Source organism: Streptomyces glomeratus (assembly GCF_021462825.1).
Lineage (GTDB): Bacteria > Actinomycetota > Actinomycetes > Streptomycetales > Streptomycetaceae > Streptomyces > Streptomyces glomeratus.
In genome coordinates this window covers 45563-62253 of record NZ_JAKEEB010000037.1, presented here as the reverse complement: position 1 = coordinate 62253, position 16691 = coordinate 45563, and the positions used below count along the sequence as shown (strand labels likewise).

Annotated in this window: 16 protein-coding genes; 6 read left to right on the top strand and 10 right to left on the bottom strand. The window is 72.7% G+C overall.

Features of this window, described 5'->3' with window-relative positions; translation table 11 throughout:
• Nucleotides 1-184 precede the first annotated feature (184 nt).
• The 3 genes from LZ604_RS29920 to LZ604_RS29910 are packed head-to-tail and all read right to left on the bottom strand — an operon-like array spanning nucleotide 185 to nucleotide 3734.
• Nucleotides 185-976 (bottom strand): 3-oxoacyl-ACP reductase, encoded by a 792-nt coding sequence (locus LZ604_RS29920; RefSeq protein WP_234518937.1) that lies wholly within the window; start codon nucleotides 974-976, stop codon nucleotides 185-187.
• Nucleotides 973-2352, bottom strand: coding sequence for an aldehyde dehydrogenase family protein (locus tag LZ604_RS29915; protein ID WP_234518936.1), 1380 nt, complete (start codon nucleotides 2350-2352; stop codon nucleotides 973-975). The genes LZ604_RS29920 and LZ604_RS29915 overlap by 4 nt, the downstream gene beginning before the upstream one ends.
• A gap of 11 nt (nucleotides 2353-2363) precedes the next feature.
• Nucleotides 2364-3734 carry a glutamine synthetase family protein gene (locus LZ604_RS29910; RefSeq protein ID WP_234518934.1) on the bottom strand — a complete coding sequence of 457 codons (1371 nt, stop codon included), beginning with the start codon at nucleotides 3732-3734 and terminating at the stop codon, nucleotides 2364-2366.
• A gap of 74 nt (nucleotides 3735-3808) precedes the next feature.
• On the opposite strand from LZ604_RS29910, the gene LZ604_RS29905 reads away from it, so the two are divergent.
• Both LZ604_RS29905 and LZ604_RS29900 read left to right on the top strand, forming a co-directional pair.
• The gene (locus LZ604_RS29905; protein WP_234518932.1) at nucleotides 3809-4546 is read left to right on the top strand and encodes a FadR/GntR family transcriptional regulator; all 738 of its coding nucleotides are present in this window, start codon (nucleotides 3809-3811) and stop codon (nucleotides 4544-4546) included.
• Between the two features lie 89 nt (nucleotides 4547-4635).
• Nucleotides 4636-5325 carry a gamma-glutamyl-gamma-aminobutyrate hydrolase family protein gene (locus LZ604_RS29900; protein ID WP_234518929.1) on the top strand — a complete coding sequence of 230 codons (690 nt, stop codon included), beginning with the start codon at nucleotides 4636-4638 and terminating at the stop codon, nucleotides 5323-5325.
• Between the two features lie 55 nt (nucleotides 5326-5380).
• On the opposite strand, the gene LZ604_RS29895 is transcribed toward LZ604_RS29900, so the two are convergent.
• Nucleotides 5381-6304 (bottom strand): LysR family transcriptional regulator, encoded by a 924-nt coding sequence (locus LZ604_RS29895; RefSeq protein ID WP_234518927.1) that lies wholly within the window; start codon nucleotides 6302-6304, stop codon nucleotides 5381-5383.
• Between the two features lie 70 nt (nucleotides 6305-6374).
• Between LZ604_RS29895 and LZ604_RS29890 the strand changes: the two genes are divergently transcribed.
• On the top strand, nucleotides 6375-7538 hold the full coding sequence (locus LZ604_RS29890) for a TDT family transporter (protein WP_234518926.1): 1164 nt from the start codon (nucleotides 6375-6377) through the stop codon (nucleotides 7536-7538).
• On the opposite strand, the gene LZ604_RS29885 is transcribed toward LZ604_RS29890, so the two are convergent.
• Nucleotides 7465-8184: a helical backbone metal receptor gene (locus LZ604_RS29885; RefSeq protein WP_234518925.1), complete on the bottom strand. Its 720-nt coding sequence runs from the start codon at nucleotides 8182-8184 to the stop codon at nucleotides 7465-7467. The two genes, LZ604_RS29890 and LZ604_RS29885, sit on opposite strands and share 74 nt — an antisense overlap.
• A gap of 45 nt (nucleotides 8185-8229) precedes the next feature.
• A complete protein-coding gene (locus LZ604_RS29880; RefSeq protein WP_234518924.1) occupies nucleotides 8230-8808 on the bottom strand; it encodes a helix-turn-helix domain-containing protein in 579 nt (192 codons plus the stop codon).
• 509 nt (nucleotides 8809-9317) lie between these two features.
• On the opposite strand from LZ604_RS29880, the gene LZ604_RS29875 reads away from it, so the two are divergent.
• The gene (locus LZ604_RS29875; RefSeq protein WP_234518943.1) at nucleotides 9318-10247 is read left to right on the top strand and encodes a 5'-3' exonuclease; all 930 of its coding nucleotides are present in this window, start codon (nucleotides 9318-9320) and stop codon (nucleotides 10245-10247) included.
• A 108-nt stretch (nucleotides 10248-10355) separates the two neighbouring features.
• Nucleotides 10356-11198: a siderophore-interacting protein gene (locus LZ604_RS29870; protein WP_234518923.1), complete on the top strand. Its 843-nt coding sequence runs from the start codon at nucleotides 10356-10358 to the stop codon at nucleotides 11196-11198.
• A 98-nt stretch (nucleotides 11199-11296) separates the two neighbouring features.
• Here the strand turns inward: LZ604_RS29870 and LZ604_RS29865 are convergent, their stop codons facing one another.
• The 3 genes from LZ604_RS29865 to LZ604_RS29855 all read right to left on the bottom strand — a co-directional run bounded on the left by LZ604_RS29865 (nucleotide 11297) and on the right by LZ604_RS29855 (nucleotide 13945).
• Nucleotides 11297-12073 (bottom strand): ABC transporter permease, encoded by a 777-nt coding sequence (locus tag LZ604_RS29865; RefSeq protein WP_234518922.1) that lies wholly within the window; start codon nucleotides 12071-12073, stop codon nucleotides 11297-11299.
• On the bottom strand, nucleotides 12070-13083 hold the full coding sequence (locus LZ604_RS29860) for an ATP-binding cassette domain-containing protein (protein WP_234518920.1): 1014 nt from the start codon (nucleotides 13081-13083) through the stop codon (nucleotides 12070-12072). Before LZ604_RS29860 ends, LZ604_RS29865 begins: the two co-directional genes overlap by 4 nt.
• 211 nt (nucleotides 13084-13294) lie before the next feature.
• Nucleotides 13295-13945 (bottom strand): PadR family transcriptional regulator, encoded by a 651-nt coding sequence (locus LZ604_RS29855; RefSeq protein WP_234518918.1) that lies wholly within the window; start codon nucleotides 13943-13945, stop codon nucleotides 13295-13297.
• Nucleotides 13946-14172: 227 nt separating this feature from the next.
• Between LZ604_RS29855 and LZ604_RS29850 the strand changes: the two genes are divergently transcribed.
• On the top strand, nucleotides 14173-15114 hold the full coding sequence (locus LZ604_RS29850) for an RluA family pseudouridine synthase (protein WP_234518917.1): 942 nt from the start codon (nucleotides 14173-14175) through the stop codon (nucleotides 15112-15114).
• 3 nt (nucleotides 15115-15117) lie between these two features.
• Here LZ604_RS29850 and LZ604_RS29845 read toward each other — a convergent pair whose 3' ends face one another.
• Nucleotides 15118-16650, bottom strand: coding sequence for a cytochrome P450 (locus LZ604_RS29845; protein WP_372482227.1), 1533 nt, complete (start codon nucleotides 16648-16650; stop codon nucleotides 15118-15120).
• Between the last annotated feature and the right edge of the window lie 41 nt (nucleotides 16651-16691).

Here is a 16691-nt window from a genome sequence, read left to right as displayed (position 1 = left end):
GCCACCAGCATCGGCACCCCCGTCGACAGCAGCAGCGTGGTGAGGAGGTTCCGCAGCTGCCGCCGCCGCAGCGCCCGGGGGGGGGGGGGGGGGGGGGGGCGCGGCGGCGGCGGGGGCCGGGGGGCCGCGACCGGGGTCCATGCGAGAAGATGTCCCGCCCGACATGGACCGCACCCCTGCGCCCCTAGAGCGGTGTGACGTACGCACCCGAGATGCCCCCGTCCACCAGGAAGTCGGTGGCGTTGACGAAGGAGGAGTCGTCGCTGGCGAGGAACGCGACGGCGGCGGCGATCTCCTCGGCCTCCGCGAACCGCCCGACCGGGATGTGGACCAGCCGGCGCGCGGCCCGCTCGGGATCCTTGGCGAAGAGTTCCTGCAACAGCGGGGTGTTGACCGGTCCGGGACACAGGGCGTTGACCCGGATGCCCTCGCGGGCGAACTGCACACCCAGCTCCCGCGACATGGCGAGCACGCCGCCCTTGGAGGCGGTGTACGAGATCTGCGAGGTGGCCGCGCCCATGCGGGCGACGAACGACGCCGTGTTGATGATGGAGCCCTTGCCCTGGCGCCGCATGTAGGGGATCGCGGACTTGCAGCACAGGTAGACGGAGGTCAGGTTGACTTCCTGCACCCGCTTCCAGGCCTCCAGCCCGGTCTCCAGGATGGAGTCGTCGTCGGGCGGTGAGATCCCGGCGTTGTTGAAGGCGATGTCGACGCTGCCGTAGGTGTCGTATGCCGCCTTGAACAGCGCCTCGACCTGCTCGGCGTCGGTGACGTCCACCTTCACGAAGAGCCCGTCGACCTCGTCGGCGGCGGCCTTGCCACGGGTCTCGTCGATGTCGCCGCAGACGACGTGGGCGCCCTCGGCGGCGAGCCGGCGCGCGGCGGCGAGACCGATGCCGCTGCCGGCTCCGGTGACGACGGCGGTCCGGCCGACCAGGCGGCGGCAGATGGTGTCCGGTGTCTGCGAGGTCACTGTGCGGGGCCCTCCGTGCTGATGAAGACGTTCTTGGTTTCGGTGAAGGCGCTCAGGGCGTCCGGGCCGAGCTCACGGCCGATCCCCGACTGCTTGAAGCCGCCGAAGGGGGTCCAGTAGCGGACGCTGGAGTGGGAGTTGACGGACAGGTTGCCCGCGCGGACGGCCTGGGAGACGCGCAGCGCGCGGCCGATGTCCCGGGTCCAGACGGAGCCCGAGAGACCGTAGGGGGTGTCGTTGGCGAGGCGGATCGCGTCGGCCTCGTCCTCGAAGGGCAGCACGACGGCGACCGGCCCGAAGACCTCCTCGACGGCCACGCGCGCGTGCGGCTCGACTCCGGTGAGGACGGTGGGCGGGAACCAGAAGCCGGGGCCTTCGGGGGCCTTGCCGCGGATGCCGGGCGCCTCGGGGTCGACGTAACCACGGACGCGTTCCAGTTGGGTTCCGGAGATCAGCGGCCCCATCTGGGTGCTCTCCTCGGCCGGGTCGCCGACGACGACCGATTCGATCCCGGGGGCGAGGAGGCCGAGGAAGCGGTCGTGGACGGAGCGCTGGACGAGGATACGGGTACGGGCGCAGCAGTCCTGGCCGGAGTTGTCGAGGAAGGACATGGGGGCGGCGGCCGCGGCGGCGTCGAGGTCGGCGTCGGCGAAGACGATGTTCGGGCTCTTGCCGCCGAGTTCGAGGGTGACGCGCTTGAGGAGGGCGGAGCCCTTGGCCAGCACCTCCTTGCCCACGGCCGTCGACCCGGTGAAGACGATCTTCGCCACGCCCGGGTGTTCCACGAGCGCCCGGCCCGCCACGGGGCCGTGGCCCGGCAGCACCTGGAACAGTCCGTCCGGCAGGCCCGCCGCAAGCGCCAGCTCGGCCAGGCGCAGGGCCGTGAGCGGGGTCGTCTCGGCGGGTTTGAGGAGCACCGCGTTGCCGGCGGCGAGCGCCGGGGCCATGCCCCACGCGGCGATCGGCATGGGGAAGTTCCAGGGCGCGATGACGCCTACGACACCGAGCGGCTCGAGGATGGTGACGTCCAGGCCGCCCGGAACCGGGATCTGACGGCCGGTGAGCCGCTCCACTCCCCCGGCCGCGTAGTCCAGCAGGTCGCGGACGTTGCCCGCCTCCCAGCGGGCGTTGCCGATCGTGTGTCCGGCCTCGCGGACCTCCAGCCGTGCGAGTTCTTCCAGGTGTTCGTCGACCGTCACGGCGAAGCGGCGCAGCAGCCGGGCGCGGTCGCCGGGCGGGAGCGCCGTCCACCGGGACTGTGCCCGCGCGGCGCGTACGACGGCGGCGTCCACGTCGGCCGTGCCCGCGGCGGGGACGGTGGCGACGACCTGCTCGGTGGCCGGGTTGAGTACCTGGAGTTCCAGCGGATTCGACAAGGAAGGACCTCTTACATGCGTTCGAAGGAGCGGCGCAGCTCCCAGTCGGTCACCGCGGCGTCGAAGGCGGCCAGCTCGACGCGGGCCATGTTGCGGTAGTGCGCCACCACCTCGTCACCGAAGGCGGCCTTGGCGATGGGGCTGTTCTCCCAGAGTTCGGCTGCCTCGCGCAGGGTGGTGGGCACGTGCTCGTAGTCGGCGGTGTAGGCGTTGCCGGGGCAGGGGTCGGGGAGCTCCAGCTTCTGCTCGATGCCGTGGAGGCCGGCCGCGACCATTCCGGCGACCGCGAGGTGCGGATTGACGTCGCCGCCGGGCACCCGGTTCTCGAAGCGCAGCGAACGGCCGTGGCCGACCACCCTGAGGGCGCAGGTGCGGTTGTCGTGTCCCCAGGCGACCGCGGTCGGGGCGAAGGAGCCGGGCTGGAACCGCTTGTAGGAGTTGATGCCCGGGGCGTACAGGAGCGAGAAGTCCCGCAGGGCGGTGAGCTGTCCCGCGAGGAAGTGCCGCATCACCTCGGACATCCCGCCGGGGTCGTCCGGCGCGCCGGGCATGACGGTGCGCCCGTGCTCGTCCGTGAGCGAGAGGTGGATGTGGCAGGAGTTGCCCTCGCGCTCGTTGTACTTGGCCATGAAGGTGAGCGAGACGCCCTCCTGGGCCGCGATCTCCTTGGCGCCGGTCTTGTAGAGGGCGTGCTGGTCGCAGGTGACCAGGGCTTCGTCGTACCGGAACGCGATCTCGTGCTGGCCGGGGTTGCACTCGCCCTTGGCGGACTCGACGGTGAGGCCGGCGCCCGCCATCTCGTTGCGGATACGGCGCAGCAGCGGCTCGATGCGGCCCGTGCCGAGCACGGAGTAGTCGACGTTGTACTGGTTGACCGGGGTCAGTCCCCGGTAGTTCGCGTCCCATGCCTGCTCGTAGGCGTCCTTGAAGACGATGAACTCCAGCTCGGTGCCGACCTGGGCGGTGAGTCCCAGGGCCGCGAGGCGCTCCAGCTGCCGCCGCAGGATCTGCCGGGGCGCGGCGGCCACGGGGGACCCGTCGCTCCAGGCCAGGTCGGCGACGACGAGGGCCGTGCCGTCGTGCCAGGGAACCCGGCGCAGGGTGCTCAGATCGGGGTGGAGGGCGAAGTCGCCGTAGCCGCGGTCCCAGGAGGACATCTCGTACCCGTCGACCGTGTTCATCTCGGTGTCGACGGCGAGGAGGTAGTTGCAGCCCTCCGTTCCGTGCTCCAGTACCTCGTCGAGGAAGAAGCGGGCGGCGAACCGCTTGCCCTGGAGGCGCCCTTGCATGTCCGGGAAGGCCAGGACGACGGTGTCGATCTCGCCGCCCGCGACGAGGGCGTGCAGTTCCTCGACACCGAGCGGGGGTGTTCGATGTGCCACGGGAAGTCTCCTTCGGTCCGCCGGAGTCATAAGGTATTTCCGAGAACCATTTCTTGGGAAGGGGGCGCGGCCATATGTCGCAGACGGAGTCCGGCGGCGGCCCGCGGGACCGGCTGACACCGGTGCTGCGGCCCGTACGGGCGGGCAACGGCTTCGAGGAGGCGCTGGAGCAGATCCTCCAGGTCGTCCGTCTCGGGCTGGTCCCCGGAGGTGAACGGCTGCCCGCCGAGAGGGAGTTGGCGGAGCGTCTCGGGATCAGCCGGGTGACGCTCCGCGAGGTGCTGAAGGTGCTCCAGGATCAGGGCCTGGTGGAGTCGCGGCGCGGGCGCTACGGCGGTACGTTCGTGCGGCCGCGCGCCGACGTGGGCGGCGAGGACGAGCTGCGCCGGCGCGTCGAGCGGACCGACATCGAGGACGTGCTGCGCTTCCGCGAGGTGCTGGAGGTGGGGGCGGCGGGCCTGTGCGCCGTGCACGGCCTCACCGGGGAGCAGGCCGAGCGGCTGCGGGAGGCGCTGGCGCGTACCCAGGACGCCCCCCTCGCCGAGTACCGGCGGCTGGACACCCTGCTGCACCTCACGCTGGCCGAGCTGTGCGGCTCGCCGTCGCTGACGGCGCAGTACGCGGCCGTCCGGGCGACGGTCAACGACCTGCTGGACTGCATCCCGCTGCTGGTGCGGAACCTGGAGCACTCGCAGCGTCAGCACGAGGCGCTGGTGGAGGCGGTGCTCGACGGGGACGCGGACGGTGCTCGGGAGATGATGCGGGAGCACTGCGCGGGGACGGCGGCACTGCTGCGAGGGTTCCTGGCCTGAAAGCGCCGGTAGGCACGCCCATGCCTCCGGCCCGCGGCAGTTCTTCGTAAAGGTATGAATTCACTCCATTGAATCCCGGGGAGGCCCATGTGACCGGACGACCGCTGATCGGTGTGAGCACGTATCTGGAGGCCGGCACCCGCTGGGGCCTATGGGAGCTGGACGCGGCGCTGCTGCCGGCGGGCTATCCGGCGCTCGTGCAGCGGGCCGGCGGACTGGCCGCCATGCTGCCGCCGGACGATCCTGCGCACGCGGCGGCCACGGTGGCCCGGCTGGACGGTGTGGTGATCTCGGGCGGCCCGGACGTCGACCCGTCGCGCTACGGCGCCGAGCGCCACCCGCGCACCGGTTCGCCGCGGCCCGAGCGCGACGCCTGGGAACTGGCCCTGATCGGGGCGGCACTGGCCTCCGGCACCCCCCTGCTCGGTATCTGCCGCGGGATGCAGCTGCTGAACGTGGCCCTGGGCGGCACGCTCGTGCAGCACATCGAGGGGCATGTCGAGCGGGTGGGGGTGTTCGGACGGCACACCGTCAAGCCGGTGCCGGGCACACGGTACGCCGAGGTGGCGCCGGAGTCGGCGTCCGTGCCGACCCACCACCATCAGGCGGTGGACCGGCTCGGCGATGGGCTGGTGGTGTCGGCGTACGCCGAGGACGGCACCATCGAGGCGGTGGAGCGGCCGGGGGCCGAGTGGGTGCTGGGCGTCCAGTGGCATCCGGAGATGGGCGAGGACCTGCGGGTGATGGGGGCGCTGGTGCGGGCCGCGTCGGCCGCGTGACCGCGCCGGGGCCGCCACCCCGCATCAGCCACGTGTCAGCCCCGCATCAGCCTCCTCAGCCCCGCGTCAGCCCCAGCAGGTCCCGTCCCGGACCCGTCGGCCGGTGCCCCGTGCGCCACACGGCCCGCAGTGCCCGGTCCAGCCGTACGCCCTCCACCGGGACGCTCACCAGGCGGCGGGCCGAGAGTTCCTCGCCGACGGCGAGCTCGCTCAGCACCGCCGGGCCCGCGCCGCTGACGGCGGACGCCTTGACCGCCGTCGTGGAGGACAGTTCCAGCAGGGGGCGGGCCAGGCCGCCCAGGGCCGCCTGGAGGACCTGGCGGGTGCCCGAGCCCTCCTCCCGCAGGATCAGCGGGGTCGAGGCCAGTTCCCCGGCGGACAGCGGCGCGCGGCGGCGCGCCCACGGGTGCCCCGGTGCCGTCACCACGATGAGCCGGTCATGGGCGACGACCGCCTCGTCCAGGCCCGCCGGCACGGCGAGGCCCTCCACGAAACCCAGGTCCGCCTCGTCCGCGAGCAGGCGCCCGGCGACCGCCGCCGAGTTCCCGGCCAGCAGCGACACCGCCGTGTCCGGCCGCTGCGCCCGCAGCGCGATCAGCCAGCCGGGCAGCAGATACTCCGCGATCGTCATGCTCGCGGCCACGCGCAGCCGTGAGTCCCGCCTGCCCCGCAGCGCCTGTGCCCCCGCGTCGAACGCCTCCGCGGCCTCCACGATCCGCCGCGCCCAGTCGGTGACCAGTGCCCCCGCGTCGGTCAGCCGTGAGCCGCGCGGCGAGCGGTCCACCAGCGCCACGCCCAACTGCCGCTCCATCGACCGGATCCGGCTGCTGGCCGCGGGCTGGGTGATCCCCAGCTCACGTGCCGCGCGCCCGAGGCTCCCCAGCCGGGCGACGGCGAGCAGCAGTTCCAGCGCGCCCAGGTCCGGCACCCGGTGCGCCAGACCGGCCACCGGGGCCGCTGTTTCCTCGCCCTTGCTCATAAGCACAGCTTATGTCCTCATAGGGACGTGGTCCCTGGTCGCCAGCGTGGCCACGCGGGACCGTGCAGACATGGTCACCGCAGCCCAGCCCCTCGTGCTTCCCGGCGTCCCCCGGCGGCGGGCCGCCGCCGTCCGGCACCTCGGCCCGAACTGGTACGCCTCCGTCATGGGCACCGCGATCGTGGCGACGGCCGGTGCCGGTCTGCCCGGTGCCGGGCACGTGCCGGGACTGCGCGCCGCCTGTGCGGCGGTATGGGCGTTCTCCCTGACCCTGCTCGTGGTCCTGCTGTACGCCCGCACCCTGCACTGGATCCACCATCGCGACCGGGCCCGCGCCCAGCTCCTCGACCCCGCCGCGGCCCCCTTCCACGGCTGCTTCGCCATGGCCCTGCTCGCCGTGGGCGGCGGTGCCGTGGTGGTGGGCCGGGACTGGACCGGCCCGGGCCCCGCCGTCGCCCTGGACGCCGTCCTGTTCACGGCAGGCAGCGTCGCGGGCCTGGTCATCGCCGTGGCGGTGCCGTACCTGATGGTGGCCCGGCAGCACATCGAGCCGGACCAGGCCGGCCCCGTCTGGCTGCTGCCCCTGGTCGCCCCCATGGTCTCCGCGGCCCAGGGGCCGCCACTGGTCGCGCATCTGCCCGCCGGACAGGGCCGGGAGACCCTGCTGCTGGGCTGCCTGGCGATGGCCGGGCTGAGCCTGCTGGCCACGCTTGTGATGCTGCCGCTCATCCTCGCCCGGCTCGTCGTCCGGGGCCCGCTGCCGCTCGCCTCGACGCCGACCCTCTTCCTGGTGCTCGGTCCGCTCGGCCAGTCCGTCACCGCCGCCGGCGCGCTCGCGGCCGCCGCGCCGGGGGTCGTGCCGTCGCCGTACGCCGGTGGCTTCGGCGTCCTCGCCCTGCTGTACGGCGTTCCTGTGCTGGGCTTCGCCCTGCTGTGGCTGGCCCTCGCCGGCGCGCTGGTGGTGCGCGCGCTGCGGCGGGGCATGGGATTCACCATGACGTGGTGGGCGTTCACGTTCCCGGTCGGCACCTGTGTCACCGGGGCGGAGGCGCTGGCCCGGCGCACCGGGCTCGCCGTCCTCGACGCGCTCGCCACCGGACTGTATGTGCTGCTCGTCGCCGCCTGGGCCGTCGCCGCGGTCCGTACGGCCCGGGGCGTCCTCAGCGGCGAGCTGCTCGCAGCGCCTCGGCGACGACCCGCGGTGCCTCGGTCAGGGACGGGCCGTACCAGGTGAGGTGACGCCCGCTGACCAGCGCGCACGGCGTCCCCGTGAACGCCTCCGGGCCGTCCTCGGCGGTGAACCGGTACGGCTCGTCGGGCAGCACCACCAGCCCGCGGGCCGCGGCGCGCAGGTCCTCCAGAGGGATCCGCGGATAGCGCTCGGGGTGCGCCGCGTACACGTTGTCCACGCCGAGCCGGGCCAGGACGTCCCCGGCGAAGGTGTCGCGGCCCAGCACCATCCAGGGCCGTCGCCACACGGGCACCACGGCGGTCGTCCGGGCCTCGGGCAACGGCAGCCGCGCCCATGCGGCGCGGGCCTCCTCCAGCCAGCCCGGCAGGACGGGCGCCCCGCACGCGGCCACCACCCGCTCCAGTTCACGGAACGCCCCCGGCACGTCCCGCACCTCGGTGACGAGGACCTCCAGACCCGCCTCCCGCAGGGCGGCGAGGTCGGGCTCCCGGTTCTCCTCCTCGTTGGCGAGCACCAGGTCGGGGGCGAGCCGGACGATCTGCTCGACCTTCGGGTTCTTGGTGCCGCCGATCCGGACGACGTCCAGTTCCGCGGGGCGACTGCACCAGTCGGTCGCGCCGACCAGTGCGCCCGGCACGGAGGCGGCCACCGCCTCGGTCAGCGACGGCACGAGCGAGACGACACGCATCACGGCCTCCTCGGGCCTGCGGGCGGCGACGGGGTGTCCGGCACGTCAGCGGCGTCGGCGCGACGGGTCCTCGACCGCCTCGACATGGTCCGAGACCGCGACGACGATCACCCGGGTGTCCGGCACGGTCGCCCGCCAGCGGTGGCGCACTCCCCCGCTCAGGTACAGGGTGTCGCCGCGTCCGAGCCGGTGCGCCCGGCCCTCCGCCTCCACCTCGACGCCACCCTCGACGACGTACATCAACTCGTCGTTGCGGTGCTGGAATTCGCGGCCCTCGTCGTGGTCCCCTATGAACTCCATCGCGTGCAGCTGGTGGTGGCCGCGCACCAGCGGGCGCACCAGCGCCCGGCCCGGCTCCAGAACCTCGTCGTCGGCCCGCAGGACGTCCACGCTGCACGCCGGGTCGGCCGCCGCGAGCAGTTCGACGGCCGTGGTGCCGAGCGCGTCGGCGATCCGTTCCAGGGAGGGACGGCTGGGTCGCGCCCGCTCGTTCTCGACCTGGCTCAGGAAGGGGACCGACAGGCCGCTGCGCTGGGCCACGACGGCGAGGGTGAGCTCCAGCGCCCGGCGTCGCCGCCGGACGGCAGCGCCCACCCGAAGGGGCTGCTCTTTGTGGTCGCCCATCGCCTCGGCTCCCTCCCTCGCTCGTCGGTCCGCCTGCCCCGCCCGGCGGATGTGCCGCCGCTGCCCGGTGGTGCGTCGGTGTACTGCTTCTGTGAGTTCTGTCTGCACCCTACGCATGTTCGGCAAACCGTTTCATGCGCCCGTCACATCGGTGTCCTATACAAGAGTGGTGAGCGTCCTGGTTCGCGCCACCGGACGAGCCATTCCGCCACCCCGCGCACACCGCCCCCACACCGGGCGAAAGAGCTGATCAGAGGCGGCGCAGGCGCCCCAGCAGCCCCTGCGTCCCGGGGCGGGGGCGGGGCGCACGGCCGGAACCCGGAGACCAACGCGGGCGGTCCGGCCGGTCGGGGGGCCGTGAGGGGCCGCCGCCGGCGCCGTGGACCCGATCGGGTTGTCCGGATCTTTCCCGTACGCCTGTACGGACCGTCTCGTACGCCAGTACGTGGAGCGAACGTCTCGACGGCCCCGCAGGAGCCTTCGGGCCCCTGTCGGTGCCGTACGGCATGATGCGGAAGGTGACCCGACGCCTGATGCTTCTCGACACCGCCTCGCTCTATTTCCGCGCCTATTTCGGCGTCCCGGAGTCCGTGAAGGCCCCGGACGGCACGCCGGTGAACGCCGTGCGCGGTCTGCTCGACTTCATCGACCGGCTGGTCCGGGACCACCGCCCGGACGACCTGGTCGCCTGTATGGACGCGGACTGGCGCCCGCACTGGCGGGTCGAGCTGATCCCCTCCTACAAGGCGCACCGGGTGGCCGAGGAGCACGCGGGGGGCCCGGACGAGGAGATGGTGCCGGACACCCTCTCCCCGCAGGTTCCGGTCATCGAGGAGGTGCTGGACGCGCTGGGCATCGCACGCGTCGGCGTGGCGGGGTACGAGGCGGACGACGTGATCGGCACGTTCACGGCCCGCGCGAAGGGCCCGGTGGACATCGTGACGGGCGACCGCGATCTGTACCAGCTGGTCGACGACGCGCGCGGGGTGCGCGTGCTGTATCCGCTCAAGGGCGTCGGCACGCTCCAGCACACCGACGAGGCGGTGCTGCGCGAGAAGTACGGCGTCGACGGCCCCGGTTACGCGGATCTGGCGCTGCTGCGCGGCGACCCGAGCGACGGGCTGCCGGGCGTCTCCGGTATCGGCGAGAAGACCGCGGCGAAGCTGCTCGCGGAGTTCGGGGACCTGGCGGGAATCATGGCCGCGGTGGACGACCCGGCGTCCCGGCTCAGTCCGGCCCAGCGCAAGCGGCTCGACGAGGCACGGCCGTACCTGGCGGTCGCACCGAGGGTCGTACGGGTCGCCGGGGACGTCCCCCTGCCGCAGGTCGACACCGCCCTGCCGCGAACGCCGCGCCATCCCGGGGCGCTGGACGGACTGGCGGCCCGCTGGGGCCTGGGAGGCTCATTGCAGCGACTGCTGACCACGCTCGGCGCCTGACGTTGCCCGACACACCTCCGGCCCGGCCATCGACTCTTCACGGAAGAGGTGTTAACTGACAGGAGGTGCTAACTTAGGTAAGCCTAAGCAAGGGATGGGGAGAGTGTCATGGCAGAGCGCCCGGCAGGCAGGGCACGCAAGGCCCACTCCGCACAGGTCGTCCGCACGGAGCGGCTGACCCCGCACATGCAGCGGGTGGTGCTGGGCGGCGAGGGTCTCGCGGAGTTCGCGACGGGCAGTTGCACGGACCACTATGTGAAGCTGCTGTTCCCGGCCGACGGCGTCACCTACCCCGAACCCTTCGACATGCAGCGCATCCGCGAGGAGTACCCGCGCGAGCAGTGGCCCGTGACGCGGACGTACACGGTACGCGCCTGGGACCCCGAACGCCGGGAACTGACCCTGGACTTCGTCATCCACGGCGACGAGGGCCTCGCCGGGCCCTGGGCGCTGCGCGTACAGCCGGGCGAGACCGTGCGGTTCGTGGGCCCCGGCGGCGCCTACGCCCCGGACGCCGGCGCCGACTGGCATCTGCTCGCCGGGGACGAGAGCGCGCTGCCGGCGATCGCGGCCGCCCTGGAGGCACTGCCCGAGGGCGCCGAGACGTACGCCTTCGTGGAGGTGGGGGGCCCCGAGGACGAGTTGAAGATCGACTCCGATGTGCACGTCGTCTGGCTGCACCGCGGTGACCGCCCGGTCGGCGAGGCGCTGGTCGAGGCCGTGCGGGCCCTGGAATTCCCCGAGGGCCGGGTGCACGCGTTCGTTCACGGCGAGGCCGGTTGTGTGAAGCAGCTGCGCCGGCTGCTGCGCGTCGAGTACCGGATCCCGCGCGAGGACCTCTCGATCTCCGGCTACTGGCGCCTCGGTCACAACGAGGACGGCTGGCAGGCCTCCAAGCGGGAGTGGAACGCGCGCATCGAGGCGGAGCAGGAGGGCGCGTCCGCCGCGTGAGAACGGCGGGAGGACGGACAGGGGCGGCACCGGCGCGGTGCCGCCCCTTCACCGTGTGGTGTTCGCACCGACCGCGGTGCTCACACCGGGCGTGGTGCTCACACCGACCGCTGGTAGGACCGGAACGTCCGGATGGACAGCCAGACCGCGGCGACCGCCAGTCCCAGCAGTGCCCCGCCGCGGCCGAGCACATCCCCCCAGTCCGGATGCGCGGACATCGCCGAACGGCCCGCGACCATCGCCCAGTCGAGCGGGTTGAAGTCGGCGATGTGCCGCATCCACGAGGGCGTCTGCGACGGTGCCATGAAGGCGGAGGACAGGAAGGTCAGCGGGAGCAGCAGAAAGGTGTTGATCCCGATGATCGACTCCCTCTCGCGCACCAGCATGCCGAGCGCGTTGGACAGCGCCCCGAAGACGGTGCCCAGCAGCACCGAGGCGACGACGAGCACGGTGACGCCGCCGATGCCGCCCGGGTAGTCCGCGCCGCCCAGCAGACCGAGCAGCACGATGACCACGGACTGAAGCGCGGTGACCAGGCCGTTGTTGACGACGTTCCCGTTCATCAGCGCGGCCCGGCTGACCGGCGTGGTCAGAAAGCGGTTGAGGGTGCCCCGCTGGATCTCCTCGAGGGTTCCCATGCCCGCCCACATGTTGGAGCTGAGGGCGCTCATCACCACCACACCCGGGACGAGGTAGTCCAGGTACGAGGTGGTGCCGAAGCCGCCGAGTTCGACGACCTTCCTGAACAGGCTGCCGAAGAGGAACAGCCAGATCACCGGCTGGATCAGGGTGATGACCGCGTACGCCGGCTGCCGGGCGAAGACGACCAGCTGACGCCTCGTCATGTACCAGGTGTCGAGGAGCGTGGCGCTCATCGGGCACCTCCCGCGAGGACGAGGGCGTCGGCGCCGGGGGCTTCGGCCTCGGAGTAACGGCGGCCCGCGTAACGGAGGTAGACGTCGTCGAGCGAGGGGCGGGCGACGGTCGCGGAGGCCACACCGGCCCCGGCGCGCTCCAGCGCTCCGAGCAGCGCCGGCACGCAGGCCGCTCCGTCGTCGGCGCGCACGCTGACGCGGCGCCCGTCGAACAGAACCTCGTGCACGCCCGGAACCGTCCCGAGGGCACCCTGCAGCAGCGCCCTCCCGCTGTCACCGAGCGTCTCGCGCAGCTCCACGTGGACGGCGTCGCCGCGCAGTTCGCCCTTCAGGCCGTCGGGGGTGCCCTCGACCACGACCCGGCCGCGGTCGACGATCGCGATGCGGTCGGCGAGCCGGTCGGCCTCCTCCAGATAGTGCGTGGTCAGCAGGATGGTCAGTCCCTCGTGCCCGGCGAGGCGGGCGATCTCGTCCCACATCGCGGTGCGCGCCTCGGGGTCCAGACCGGTGGTGGGTTCGTCGAGGAAGAGCACGTCGGGGCGGTGGACGAGGCCGAGGGCCAGGTCGAGGCGCCGCCGCATACCGCCGGAGTACCCCTTGACCTGGCGCCGGGCGGCCTCGGTGAGGGCGAAGCGTTCCAGGAGCTCGTCCACGCGTGCGGTGAGCGTCCGGCCCCTCACCCCGTAGAGACGGCCCTGGAGTTCGAGGTTCTCGCGGCCCGTGGCGACGGGGTCGGCCCCCGAGTTCTGTGCGACCACCCCGATCGCCCGGCGCACCCGGTCCGGATGGCGCAGCACGTCGTGCCCGGCGACGGTGGCCGAGCCCGAGTCGGCCCGGGCCAGGGTGGTGAGGATCTTGACGGTGGTGGACTTGCCGGCGCCGTTCGGGCCGAGGAGCCCGAAGACGGTGCCGGGCTCCACGGTGACGTCCAGGCCGTTCAACGCCGTGACGTCGCCGGGATAGGTCTTGACGAGCTGACGCGCCTGCACTGCGGGCGCACGGGTGTTCATGGCGGCTGCACTCCTCGGTGAGCTCGATGAGCGAAGGGATCGGGATCCGCTTGCGCGGAGGGACGACCGATCCGCGTGAGGAGTGCCGGGCTATCCTGGGTGTGCCGCACCTCGATCGCCCGGATGTGCCTCACGGCGGATTCGGCTCGGGGTTCGAGACCCCGGCGGGGCTGCTGCAACAGCCCGGCCGGGGTCTTCGCCGCTACGGCGGCTACGGTCCGTTCACGTCGCCGCCCTCCAGCTTCCGGTACTCCTCGGGGACCTCTCCCGTCTCCTGGAAGGTCCGCCACTGCCGCAGGCCGGGAAACGTGCCGGCCGTCAGCTCCGCGAGAATGCCGCGTACCCACGCGGCCTCCGCCTGGACCATGTGGAGCTCGTACTCGGACTCGATCACGAAGAGCCGGGGCAGGGTCTCCTGGAGCTTCTCCAGGGCGCCCCGCAGGCTCGCGGCCTGTACGTCCAGGCTGCCCAGCCGCTCCACGAGGAGGCGGGTCACCTCGTCGGGATGGAGCACGCCCATCAGCGAGAGCGCCGCCCCGAAGATGGGGAACTCCCGCGCCGGGACGGCGAGCAGGTCCGACAGCCACTCGGCGGCCTCGACCCGTCCGGCGTCCGTGATGCCGTAGAGCGTGCGCTCGGGGCGGTTCCCCTGGCGCTGCACCTCGGCGACCTCCACGAATCCGTGCTTCTGGAGGTTCTGGACGACGGTGTACAGCGAGCCGTAGTTGATCTTGAGACTGGAGTCCTTGCCGCGACGGCGCAGGGTCTGGGCGATCTCGTACGGATGCATCGGCCGCTCGATGAGCAGCACCATGACCGCGAGCGCGAGCGGATTGCCGAGCCTTCGCCGCTTGGCCGCCATACCTTGTCACCTCGCTTCCGCATGTCCTCGCTCACGAATATCCGTGGCCGAACATATCGCGAGTCGTCGGGCTAGGCAATAGACACGACATATCGCGAAGGGTGAGACTTCCGCAAGGGCGCGATGACGGGCGACCCTGCCTCGCTGCGCGCGGCGCTTGCGCCCCGGCCGGCGGCCACCGGTACTTCCGCGTCGCCCGCCCCCGGCACCTCGTACGCTTGTCCGTGATGCGACGCAAGACCCGGATCCCGCCCTCTCCCCTGCCCCAGCGCGAGGGGGTCGACGCGGTACGGGTGCGGCTGCCGTTCGGACAGGGCTGGATCACCGTGCGGGACCACCTCGTGGCGCGGCTCGCGGCCGGGGACGGAGTGATCGACGGGATGCTGGACTCGGGGCTGATCGTCGGGGCCGACGGGCGGCCGGTCACGCGCGACGCGGCGTATGTGCCGGGAATGTACGTGTGGTTCCACCGGGAGCTGCCCGAGGAGCATCCGGTGCCGTTCCCGGTAGAGGTGGTGTATCGCGACGAGCGCATCGTCGTCGCCGACAAGCCGCACTTCCTCGCCACCACCCCGCGCGGCAGTCATGTCGCCGAGACCGCCCTCGCCCGGCTCCGGCGCGACCTCGAGATCCCGGCCCTGACCGCCGCGCACCGGCTGGACCTGCTCACCGCCGGCCTGGTTCTGTTCACCGTGCGGCCCGAGGACCGGGGCACCTACCAGTCGCTGTTCCGCGACCGACGGGTCACCAAGGAGTACGAGGCCGTCGCCCCGTACGACCCCGAGGTGGCCCTGCCGCGCACCGTGCGCAGCCGGATCGTGAAGGAACGGGGGGTCCTCGCGGCCCGTGAGGTGCCCGGCGAGCCCAACGCGATCAGCCGGATCGAACTGCTGGAACACCGCGCAGGCCATGGCCGTTACCGGCTGCTCCCCGCCACCGGGCAGACCCATCAGCTGCGGGTGCACATGGCCGCGTCGGGGCTGCCGATCCTCGGTGATCCGCTGTACCCCGTGGTGACCGGCCCCCGGCCGGCCGGCGACTTCCGGCGCCCGCTCCAACTGCTGGCGCGGGCCCTGGAGTTCACCGATCCGGTCACGGGGGACGCACACCGCTTCGTCAGCGGACGGGTGCTCGAGGCATGGTCGGCGCAGGAGACCTGGGCCGGGTAGCGCTCAGTCCCCGCGCCACCAGCGCAGCACCCGCCGCCACAGGCCGGGCCGGCGCTGCGGCGCCGCGGCCGGTGGGACCGGCAGCGTCCGCGCGGCCCCTTCCGGCGCCACCGACCAGGCGGCCACCGTGTCCGGCGTGAAGGGCCGGTCGTCCACCGGCTCCGTGCTCTGCCGCCCGGTGGTCGTGATCAGCCAGCCGGGGCGCTGCGCCGGCAACGGGCGCAGGGCGGGCCGTTGCCTCACGTCCTGCGGCGGCCTCGGCTCGAACCGCACCGGCAGCTCCACCAGGTGCCGTGACGCGATGGACGCCGTCCAGCGCAACTCGTCCTCCGCGCAGTCGAGCTGGATGTCCGGCAGTCGCGTCAGCAGCGCGTCGATGCCCGTGTCGGCGATGGCGCGGCCGATGTCCTGGCCCGGGCACTCGTGCGGGCCGCCGCCGAAGGCGAGGTGGGAGCGGTTGCCCTGCATACCGGCGGAGAGGTCGGGCCGCACCCGCGGGTCGACGTTGCCCGGCGCGATGCCGAACAGCAGTCCGTCGCCCTTGCGGATGCGCTGGCCGCCCAGCTCGGTGTCCTGTTTGGCGAAGTAGCCGAGGATGCTGCTGAACGGCGGCTCGTCCCACAGCGACTGCTCGACCGCCTCGGGCACCGTCATCTGCCCGCCGTTGAGCTGGGCCCTGAAGCGCGGGTCGGTGAGGATCACGCGCAGCACGTTGGCGATGAGGTTGGCCGTGGCCTCGTAGGCGGCGATCAGGACCAGCCGCAGATGCTCCCTGATCTCGTCGTCCGTCAGCCGTGCCGGGTGGTTGACGAGGTGGGTGGTGAAGTCGTCCTCGGGCTGGGTGCGGCGGCGGGCGGTGAGCCGGGTCAGGGCGTCCACGATGTACTGGTTGCTGGCGATCGCGGTCTCGGTGCCCTTGAGCATGTCGCGGGCGGCGTGCACGATCCGGTCGTTGTACTCGTCGGCCATGCCGAGGACCTCGCACATCACCGCCATCGGCAGGTGGTCGGCGAACCGGCCCACCAGATCGGCCCGGCCCTCCTCGCAGAAACGGTTGACGAGGGCCTGCGTCGTGCGGTTGATGTACCGGCGCAGTCCCCGGTAGTCGATGGTCGACATGGCGCCGGTGACCGCGCCGCGCAGCCGCAGGTGCTCGTCGCCTTCGGCGTAGGAGCAGATCGGCTGCCAGGCGAAGTGCGGGGTCAGCGGGTGGTCCGGCTTGATCCGGCCGGAGTTCAGCGGGGTCCAGGTGCGGCTGTCCCGGGTGAACTGCGAGGGAGAGCGCACCATGTGCAGGTTCTCGCTGTGGCCGAGCACCACCCACATCGGCACGTCGTCGTGGATCAGCACCGGGGCCACGGCGCCGTGCTCGGCACGGAGTTCCTCGTACAGGGCTCCCAGGTCCTCCGCCTCGGGACCGTAGAGCCGGCGCACTCCGCCGGGGCCGAGGCCGTGGGCCGGGCAGCCGGGCGGCGGAACGGGCGCGTCGGCGGCGGTGAGGTCCATGTCGGTCAGGGAGTGGGATTCAGGCGTCACGATGGTCGCTCCGAAACGTCGGGGGATCCGGTGTCTGGGGT

Excerpts from the sequence above, each read along its gene's own strand:
- LZ604_RS29905 (WP_234518932.1), top strand. The coding sequence starts at position 3,809 with ATGTCGCAGACGGAGTCCGGCGGCGGCCCGCGGGACCGGCTGACACCG.
- LZ604_RS29895 (WP_234518927.1), bottom strand. The coding sequence starts at position 6,304 with ATGAGCAAGGGCGAGGAAACAGCGGCCCCGGTGGCCGGTCTGGCGCAC.
- LZ604_RS29890 (WP_234518926.1), top strand. The coding sequence starts at position 6,375 with ATGGTCACCGCAGCCCAGCCCCTCGTGCTTCCCGGCGTCCCCCGGCGG.
- LZ604_RS29885 (WP_234518925.1), bottom strand. The coding sequence starts at position 8,184 with ATGCGTGTCGTCTCGCTCGTGCCGTCGCTGACCGAGGCGGTGGCCGCC.
- LZ604_RS29880 (WP_234518924.1), bottom strand. The coding sequence starts at position 8,808 with ATGGGCGACCACAAAGAGCAGCCCCTTCGGGTGGGCGCTGCCGTCCGG.
- LZ604_RS29875 (WP_234518943.1), top strand. The coding sequence starts at position 9,318 with ATGCGGAAGGTGACCCGACGCCTGATGCTTCTCGACACCGCCTCGCTC.
- LZ604_RS29870 (WP_234518923.1), top strand. The coding sequence starts at position 10,356 with ATGGCAGAGCGCCCGGCAGGCAGGGCACGCAAGGCCCACTCCGCACAG.
- LZ604_RS29865 (WP_234518922.1), bottom strand. The coding sequence starts at position 12,073 with ATGAGCGCCACGCTCCTCGACACCTGGTACATGACGAGGCGTCAGCTG.
- LZ604_RS29860 (WP_234518920.1), bottom strand. The coding sequence starts at position 13,083 with ATGAACACCCGTGCGCCCGCAGTGCAGGCGCGTCAGCTCGTCAAGACC.
- LZ604_RS29855 (WP_234518918.1), bottom strand. The coding sequence starts at position 13,945 with ATGGCGGCCAAGCGGCGAAGGCTCGGCAATCCGCTCGCGCTCGCGGTC.
- LZ604_RS29850 (WP_234518917.1), top strand. The coding sequence starts at position 14,173 with ATGCGACGCAAGACCCGGATCCCGCCCTCTCCCCTGCCCCAGCGCGAG.